At 60.5% G+C, this 8,682-nt stretch carries 7 protein-coding genes; 6 read left to right on the top strand and 1 reads right to left on the bottom strand.

Annotated features, from left to right (window positions below):
* Positions 1–13: 13 nt before the first annotated feature.
* Entirely contained in the window at positions 14–592 is a 579-nt protein-coding gene (locus ACNPN0_RS02185) for a GNAT family N-acetyltransferase (RefSeq protein ID WP_448937617.1), read from the bottom strand.
* Positions 593–665: 73 nt separating this feature from the next.
* Here ACNPN0_RS02185 and ACNPN0_RS02190 point away from each other — a divergent pair, with 73 nt between their 5' ends.
* From ACNPN0_RS02190 to proC, 6 genes are all read left to right on the top strand, one after another.
* Complete coding sequence (locus ACNPN0_RS02190) at positions 666–2,255, top strand: DUF7059 domain-containing protein (protein ID WP_388063441.1); 1,590 nt, start codon at positions 666–668, stop codon at positions 2,253–2,255.
* A gap of 23 nt (positions 2,256–2,278) precedes the next feature.
* Positions 2,279–2,929: an ArsR/SmtB family transcription factor gene (locus ACNPN0_RS02195; protein WP_105657083.1), complete on the top strand. Its 651-nt coding sequence runs from the start codon at positions 2,279–2,281 to the stop codon at positions 2,927–2,929.
* A gap of 149 nt (positions 2,930–3,078) precedes the next feature.
* Positions 3,079–5,868 (top strand): type I DNA topoisomerase, encoded by a 2,790-nt coding sequence (gene topA / locus ACNPN0_RS02200; RefSeq protein ID WP_448937618.1) that lies wholly within the window; start codon positions 3,079–3,081, stop codon positions 5,866–5,868.
* A 32-nt stretch (positions 5,869–5,900) separates the two neighbouring features.
* Positions 5,901–6,920, top strand: a complete 1,020-nt coding sequence (locus tag ACNPN0_RS02205) for a Ppx/GppA phosphatase family protein (protein ID WP_434693179.1) — start codon at positions 5,901–5,903, stop codon at positions 6,918–6,920.
* 54 nt (positions 6,921–6,974) lie between these two features.
* Positions 6,975–7,799: a sugar phosphate isomerase/epimerase family protein gene (locus ACNPN0_RS02210; RefSeq protein WP_105656960.1), complete on the top strand. Its 825-nt coding sequence runs from the start codon at positions 6,975–6,977 to the stop codon at positions 7,797–7,799.
* 4 nt (positions 7,800–7,803) lie between these two features.
* Positions 7,804–8,646, top strand: a complete 843-nt coding sequence (gene proC, locus ACNPN0_RS02215) for a pyrroline-5-carboxylate reductase (protein WP_434693177.1) — start codon at positions 7,804–7,806, stop codon at positions 8,644–8,646.
* Positions 8,647–8,682: the final 36 nt, after the last annotated feature.

The raw sequence follows: 8,682 nt of genomic DNA on the forward strand, positions 1-8,682 counted from the left end.
CCGCCCCCGTTTTCTATGCGGTCACCTTCGGCCACATTCCGCGCGACGCATCCTTGACGTCGACCTGTTCCACCTCGGTCCGGTAGATTCTCAGCCCTCGCGCCTGGTAGTTCGGTAGCGCCGCCGGTCCGTCCAGTGAGCAGGTATGCAGCCATACCCGGCTGACCTCAGGCAGCTGCGGCCATCGTGAACCCAGGGCCCAGGCCTGTTGCAGTGCTTCGCTGAGCAGCACCCCGCCAAGGCCGCGGCCGGTAGCTTCGGGAAATAAGCCGAAGTAGAAGATCTCGACCTCGCTGCCGGCGTCCGCGACTTCCGTGACGAGCTCCACGTACCCCTGGGGAGCACCGTGCTGGTAGAGCACCCAGGTTTCTGAGCCCGGGCGTCGGAGCACTTCGTCCCACTGGTCTCGGGTCGAACCCAGGCGGTCAGACCAGTTCAATGCGCTGCCCACGCTCTGATACAGAAACCGCGAAAATTCCGGGGTGATCTCCTTGGCCAGCTCGATCCGGGCGTCCTCGGGCAAGGACTTGGCCGAGCGAATGACATCAGCGGAGTCGAGTTGCTGGAGATAGGTCACCGTTACTTGGGTCATGCCCACATCATAGGTCGCCGTAGTTTGCCTGGCCTAGCTATCACCCGTTGAGTTACTCGGTAGACTTGGAGGTGTGAATGCTGCTGAATTTTCTTCCATTGATGACGCTCCCCAGAGCTACAATCAACTGCTCATCGACTCGCTAGCCAAAGACCTCACTGATGTCGGGTACAACTATGAAAATGTTGCGGGGCTGCTTGGTGAGGAAGCTGCGGCAGCATTTGCCCGCGACCAGCTCCACCCTGCCTTGCGAAACCTGGATCGTAGCAGGCCAGATAGCTCGCTTGCCTGTGTGGTTCGCCTCTTCCAAATGGGCCAGACCCAGGAAGACGCGGCCATCAATGCCGCCTTCCCGACATTGAAGACCGACGGATTGCTCAAGCTGGGCCTGATCGAGTCCTGGGCTACCGGTTACCGGGCCAAGATTGCCCTGGCGCTGCATTCCTCCGATGCTGACGGTGAATTGTGGGTGGCCCACGACCTGGGTGCCCACCAGCGTCCCGGCGTGTTGCGCACCGACCATGTGCTGGGCATTGGCCAGGCGTCCCTGACCCTGGCGCAGATCACGATCCGCGAAAAGGTCGAGCGCGCACTGGACTTGGGTACCGGCTGCGGCATCCAGCTGTTCCATCTGCTATCGCACGCGGAGCATGTTACGGCCACAGACCTGTCGGCCCGAGCCCTGGGCTTCACCCGCTTCAACCTGATGCTCAACTACCAGGCCCTGGAGCTGGATCCGGATAACCTCGAATCGCGGGTCACCCTGCTCCAGGGAAGCCTGTTCGATCCGGTGGCTGGATCCACTTTCAACCTGATCGCCAGCAACCCGCCGTTCGTGATTACCCCGCGAAGCAGCAACGAGCGCGCCAAGGACCGGTTCACCTACCGTGATGGCGGGATGGCCGGCGATACGCTGGTGAGCACCTTGATCGAGCAGGCTCCTGGCTTCCTGGCGCCGGGTGGCTGCATGCAAATGCTGTCAAACTGGGAGATTCCTCGCCTAGATGATGAATCCAACCAGCCGTGGGATGCCCGCGTGCGCCAGTGGTTCGGCGACCAGCTGGACGTATGGGTGATCGAGCGCGAGCAAACAACGCCAAGCGGCTACGCCGAGACATGGCTGCGCGACGCTTCCCAGACCGAGGACAGCACTTCATACATCTCCGCCTACAACGCATACCTCGATGACTTCGAGTCCCGCGGCGTGGGTGCCATCGGCTTCGGTCTGGTGTACTTCCGCCGTCCAGCCGCAGGCCATCCGGTACTGCAGCGCTACGAGCAGATCTCGCACCAGGTGGAACAGCCGCTGGCCCCGACCCTGCAGCGGGACATTGCCATGTCCGACCAGCTGGCCGCCGCCAATGAAGGGTTCAAGGATTGGCACCTGCTGGTGGCCGAGGATGTTACTGAGGAGCGCCATCAGCGTCCGGGGGCGGAGCACCCCGGCGTGATCTTGCTGCGGCAGGGGGCAGGGCTGCGCCGTACTGAATTGCTTGATACCGCGCAGGCAGGATTTGTTTCCGCCTGCGATGGTGATTTGTCGGTATCGCAACTAGTCAACGCGTTGGATTCCTTGATTGGAGAAGGGCAAGAAGACTTCGCGGACCTGCTTTATGAAGCAGTGAAGCGACTCTTGCGACATGGCCTGCTTCAGAAAATGTGAAACAAGCGCTAAAGTTTTTCCCTATGACACGGAACACAATTGAGGAACAAGGTGGGGCCGCCTCGCGCGATGAGGCGGAAATCCCACAAGTTGTCTCGATCACTGACCCTCAGGCGATTCGAGCGTTGGCCCATGACGCTCGACTGATCGTCTTGGATGAGCTCTTTGCTTCGCAGACCACCCGCACCGCTACAGAACTTGCATCCTTGTGTGCGCTGACACCTAGCGCCATGAGCTATCACCTCCGGGCCCTGGAGAAGTACGGGTACGTGATTCGTGCTGCCAGCGAAGGAGACGCACGCGAGCGGCGGTGGCGAGCGGCTGGTGAACGGCTAGAGCTGAACACGCAGATCGACTCGGCGAACGCCAAAACTGCGTACTTGAACGTGCAATTGAACGCATTCCGCACCCGGCTCAATGCTGAAGTCCAGCGGCGCGAGGCAGAAGCGAAGACCGGAATCGCTCCGGACCCGGATCGTCCGCCGATGCTGACTAGCGGTTTGGTCTTCCTCTCGGAAGCCAAGCAACGCGAGTTCAACCGCAGAATGCTGGATCTGGTCTACGAATACGAGGCACAGGCAACAGCCGAGGAACGCAGTATTGATTCGCGGCGTATGTTCTACTTAATCTCATTGCTTCCCGAATACCAGAGCATGGGGGAGGCATCATCATAAGTATGCCCGGCTCAGGGAGCGCAGATTCTTCGGTGTAAGATCATCGGGAAATGTGCTTATAGAGTAGGCATGAAGAACGAAGCTGCGATGGCGGATCGATCAGGGCCCGGAAATGGGTGTCCTAGGTCCGTGTTGTCTAAAGGAGTGCTGTGCCCCCCAAGGCCAAGGAAAAGACTGGTAAGAAACTCGTAATCGTGGAGTCTCCTGCCAAGGTGAAGTCGATCGCCAAATATTTGGGTGAAGGCTTTGACGTGGATGCCTCAGTGGGCCATATCCGCGACCTTCCGCAGCCCTCAGAACTGCCAACCGAGCTGAAAAAGACCTCAGTAGGCAAGTTCGCTGTCGATCTGGACAACGACTTTGAGCCTTACTACATGGTCTACCCGGACAAGAAGAAGCGCGTTTCCGAACTGAAGGCGAAGCTCAAAGAAGCTGACGAACTTTACCTCGCAACCGATGCGGACCGCGAAGGCGAAGCCATCGCGTGGCACCTGCTGCAGGTCCTGAAGCCAAAGGTTCCGGTACGCCGCCTGGCATTTACCGAAATCACCAAGGAAGGCATCGCCCGCGCACTGGAAAACATGCGCGAGCTCGATACCGACCTCGTCGACGCCCAGGAAACCCGCCGTGTCCTGGACCGCCTCTATGGTTACGAAATTTCACCGGTGCTCTGGCGCAAGGTGGCTCGCGGGCTGTCCGCAGGCCGCGTGCAGTCCGTGGCAACCCGTTTGGTCGTCGAGCGCGAACGCGAACGCATGGCCTTCATCCCCGCCGGATACTGGGATGTGAAGGGCAACTTCGCCACCAGTGAAGGCGAAGGCTTCGCAGCGAAGCTCTCGGCAGTGGACGGCGCCCGTGTCGCCTCCGGCCGTGACTTCGATGACCGCGGCCAGCTGAAGACCACCCGCAATAAGCTGGCCCACCTGGATCAGGAGTCGGCCCAGTCGCTGGTGGCGAACCTGTCGGACACCGGCTTTGCGGTGACCTCCGTCGAGGACAAGCCGTACACCCGTCGTCCGGCCGCCCCTTTCACCACCTCCACGCTGCAGCAGGAAGCATCCCGCAAGCTGCGCTGGAGCTCCAAGATCACCATGCAGATCGCTCAGCGGCTGTATGAAAACGGCTACATCACCTATATGCGTACCGATTCGGTCTTCCTCTCGGGCGAGGCAGTGAATGCCGCGCGCAAGCAGGCAACCGAACTGTATGGCGCGGATTCCGTTCCAGCCAAGCCGCGCGTCTACAAGGCGAAGAACGATGCCGCGCAGGAAGCCCACGAGGCAATCCGCCCGGCCGGTGACATGTTCCGCCGCCCGAAGGACGTGCGTTCCTCGTTGTCCAAGGACGAGTACGCATTGTACGAGCTGATCTGGAAGCGCACCGTCGCCTCGCAGATGGCCGATGCCAAGGGCTTCACCGCCACCATCAAGCTGCAGGGCACCGCCAGCGATCAGCGCGTGGCCGAGTTCTCGGCCTCCGGCACCGTAATCACCTTCCGCGGTTTCCTTTCCGCCTATGAGGAGGGCAAGGACGAACAGGCCCTGGAAGCCGCGGCAGAGAATGCCGAAGCCCGCCTGCCGCAGCTGGCTGTGGGCCAGCAGCTGGCCGGCGATGAGCTGACCGCTCTAGGCCACGAAACCTCCCCGCCGGCTCGTTACACCGAAGCTTCGATCGTGGCCGAGCTGGAAAAGCGCGAGATCGGCCGCCCGTCGACCTACGCGCCAACCATCTCCACGATCATGGACCGCGGCTATGTCACCAAGCGGGGCGGCGCCCTGGTGCCGAGCTGGATCGCCTTCTCGGTGATCCGCTTGCTCGAAGAGCACTTCGCGAAGTACGTGGACTACGATTTCACCGCCCGCCTGGAAGATGATCTCGATGAGATCGCCAAGGGCCATCGTGCCCGCACCGACTGGCTGAACCTGTTCTACTTCGGCAAGGGCGCGGAGACCGAATCCGAAGGCTTGAAGCATGTGGTCGATAACCTCGGCGACATCGACGCCCGTGCGATCAACTCGATCAAGGTCACCGACGACATCACCTTGCGTGTGGGCAAGTTCGGCCCGTACCTGGAACGTGCCATCCCGGAAGGCGCCGAGGAAGGCACCGAGCCGCAGCGCGCCAACGTGCCTGAGGATCTGGCCCCGGATGAGCTGACTGCTGAAAAGGCAGAGGAGCTCTTTGCCAACTCGCAGGTCTCCGAAATGCACTTGGGCATTGATCCGGAAACCGGTCGCCAGATCGTAGCCAAGGATGGCCGCTACGGCGCTTACGTCACCGAGATCATCCCGGAGCCAACCGAAGAGGAATTGGCGGCCCAGCCGGTCGAGTACTACAAGAATGGCAAGCCGAAGCCGCCGAAGAAGCCAACCAAGGTCAAGCCGCGCACCGCGTCGCTGTTCAAGTCCATGACTGTCGAATCAGTGACCTTGGAAGATGCCCTGAAGCTGATGAGCCTGCCTCGTGTGCTGGGTGCTGACGCTGAAGGCGAAGAGATCACCGTGCAGAACGGCCGCTTCGGTCCGTACCTGAAGAAGGGCAGCGATTCGCGCTCGATCGAGAGCGAAGAGCAGATCTTCACGATCACCTTGGACGAAGCGCTGGCGATCTACGCGCAGCCGAAGCAGCGTGGCCGTCGTGCCGCGGTACCGCCATTGGCCGAGTTCGGAGTGGATCCGACCAGCGAGAAGAACATCGTGGTCAAGGATGGCCGCTTCGGTCCGTACATCACCGATGGCGTCACCAACATCACCGTTCCGCGCACTACCTCTCTGGAGGAACTGACACGCGAGCAGGCTATCGAGCTGCTGGCAGACAAACGTGCCCGCGGACCGGTGAAGCGCACGGCAAAGAAGGCGCCGGCCAAGAAGCCAGCAGCCAAGAAGACCCCGGCGAAGAAGGCTACGGCCAAGAAGACGACCGCGAAAAAGACTGACTAGTCTTTCTTGCCAGGCCTAACGAGGAGCGCACCATGAGACTCGGTGTATTGGATATCGGTTCGAATACCGTTCACCTGTTGCTCGTCGATGCATATCCGGGAGCCCGCCCGGTTCCCTATGCCTCGCACAAGCGACCCTTGTCCTTGGTGCGCTACCTCAATGAGTATGGCGCCATAACTGAAGAGGGCCAGCGCGAGCTGATCTCCTTCATCAAGGAAGCCGCCAAGTTCGCCGAAAACCACCAGGTTGAGGACTTCATGGCTTTCTGCACTTCAGCGATTCGCGAATCCTCCAACGGTGCTGCCGTCCTGGAACGGGTCGAGGTTGAGACGGGCGTGAGCTTGATGGAACTGACCGGCGAAGAAGAAGCCGGCATGACCTTCTACTCCGTACGCCGTTGGTTTGGCTGGTCTTCGGAATCCATCCTGAACCTGGATATGGGTGGAGGCTCGCTGGAGCTGGCCTTGGGCGTTGACGAGTTCCCGCAAACAGCCTTCTCCGTGCCCCTGGGCGCCGGCCGGCTGACCCGCGAATGGCTACCAAACGACCTGCCGTCCATTAAGGAAGTCAAGGAACTGCGTACGTACGTGCGCGACGTTCTCACGGACCCAACTACCGAGCTGCGCCAGTATGGCAAGCCCACCTTGGCCACCGCTACTTCCAAGACTTTCCGCTCGCTGGCTCGCATCACCGGAGCCGCGCCGAGCACGGAAGGCCCCTATGTTAAGCGCGTGCTCAATCGCGACGCATTGAAATTGTGGACCAACCGATTGACCGCGATGAGCTGGGCTGAACGGGCAGAACTGCCCGGTGTCTCAGAGATTCGCGCCCCGCAACTGCTTGCCGGGGCGATTGTCGCTCATGAAGCGATGAGTGCCTTGAAACTGAAAACTGTGCGGATTTGCCCTTGGGCGATTCGCGAAGGCTTGATGCTGCGACGTTTTGATCACGTGATGTTTGACTCTGCGACACCGCTCAGTAGTAGCGTTGGAGTTGGGGAAGTAGCTCTGGATAACGAGAAGTACAAATTTCTCGCCAAACCCAGCAGCTAACCTTCTTGGCTAAGCGGTGCCCGCACAGTGGACACGGTAACAGGAGGCAAGAGCATGGAAGACCAGAAGAGCACAATGAAGGTGCCAGTCACCCTCTCTAGCGCGTCAGTTTATCCGCTGACCGTCCATGACGCCTTCGCGATGGCCAAGGACGTGGGATACGACGGGCTGGAAGTGCTGATCACCGGCAACGCAGCCAGCCAATCTGCGACCGCGCTCAAAGCCTTGATGGACAAGTACCAACTGCCGATCATGGCCATTCACGCACCGACACTGCTGCTCACCCAGCAGGTGTGGGGCTCTGCTTGGGCAAAGATCGAACGTTCGGTCATCCTGGCCCAAGCGGTCGGCGCAAATGTGGTTGTCGCCCATCCGCCATTCAGGTGGCAGGGCGCCTACGCCGAAGAATTCGCCGAAGGCGTGCAGCGATTGGTTGAGACCACGGGGATGAAAATCGCCGTGGAAAACATGTACCCATGGCGTGCCCGGGGCCGTGAAGCGAAAATGTACCTTCCGCACTGGAACCCAGTCCCGCAGCACTACCAGCATGTGACCTGGGATTTCTCCCATGCGGCGATTGCCAATATGGATTCGCGCCAAGCTGTCGAGGACCTGGGCCAGCGACTGGCGCACGTTCATCTGTGCGATGGTTTGGATAACGGCAAAGACGAGCACCTCGTGCCAGGCCTGGGCACCCAACCGGTGGCCGAAACGCTGCAATATCTGCGTGATGCCAATTGGAGCGGAACCGTAGCGGTCGAGGTCTCCACACGCAAAGCTCGCAACACCGGGCAAAAAGAAGAATGGCTGGGAAAGACCCTAGAATTTGCCCGCCAGCACTTAACAGTCGGCAGCGACCCCAAGCCAATGACACAATAGCCATATGAGTGAAGCAACAAAGAATCTGTCCCTGTCCTTCCTCGGCGCCGGCTCCATGAACGGCGCCATCCTGCGTGGCATCATCGCCTCGGGCCATGACCCGAAGCTCATCACCGCTACCGTGCGAAGCGATAATCGCGTAGCGGAACTGCGCGAATTGGGCATCAACGTCTTGGTCAGCGAGGAAGATCCCGAAGCCAACCGTCGGGCTGCCTCCAGCGCAGACATTATCTTCCTGGGCGTGAAGCCGGTAGGCATCACCGAACTGTGCGAGGAGATTTCCGGATCGCTGGACGCGCAGAAGGTCGTTGTTTCCGTAGCCGCCGCTATCACCCTGAGCAGCATGCAGTCTCATCTGCCAGCTGGCCAGCCGGTCATCCGTTCCATGCCGAACACCCCTTTGATGGTCGGTGCCGGCGTGGTGGGAATCAGCCCAGCGGCGAGCGTGAGCGACGAGCAGACCAAGTTGGTCACCGACCTGCTCTCCGGATCCGGCGACGTGCACGTCATCGACGAAGAGCAGCAAAATGCGCTCTCGGCAATTTCCGGGTCCGGTCCGGCCTATGCTTTCTACCTGGCTGAGGCCATGGCCAATGCCGGTGTGGCCATGGGCTTGGATGAAAAGCTTTCAATCGCGCTGGCACGTGCCACTGTGGCCGGTGCTGGCAAGATGCTCTCGAACCCTGACGCGGATCCCGCGGGCCTGCGCAAGGCGGTAACCAGCCCGAAGGGCACCACCGAGCAGGCTATCGCCACCTTCGATGAGCAGGGAATTCCAAAGATTATTGCTGCGGGCACGCAAGCGGCAGCCGCCCGTGCAGCGCAGCTGAGTGAAGAGCTCGGCTAGGAACGAGCATTCAATACGGCGGTGGCCGGTAACCAA

This window comes from Glutamicibacter sp. AGC84, from assembly GCF_053543575.1.

Excerpts from the sequence above, each read along its gene's own strand:
- ACNPN0_RS02185 (WP_448937617.1), bottom strand. The coding sequence starts at position 592 with ATGACCCAAGTAACGGTGACCTATCTCCAGCAACTCGACTCCGCTGAT.
- ACNPN0_RS02195 (WP_105657083.1), top strand. The coding sequence starts at position 2,279 with ATGACACGGAACACAATTGAGGAACAAGGTGGGGCCGCCTCGCGCGAT.
- ACNPN0_RS02205 (WP_434693179.1), top strand. The coding sequence starts at position 5,901 with ATGAGACTCGGTGTATTGGATATCGGTTCGAATACCGTTCACCTGTTG.
- proC (WP_434693177.1), top strand. The coding sequence starts at position 7,804 with ATGAGTGAAGCAACAAAGAATCTGTCCCTGTCCTTCCTCGGCGCCGGC.
- ACNPN0_RS02210 (WP_105656960.1), top strand. The coding sequence starts at position 6,975 with ATGGAAGACCAGAAGAGCACAATGAAGGTGCCAGTCACCCTCTCTAGC.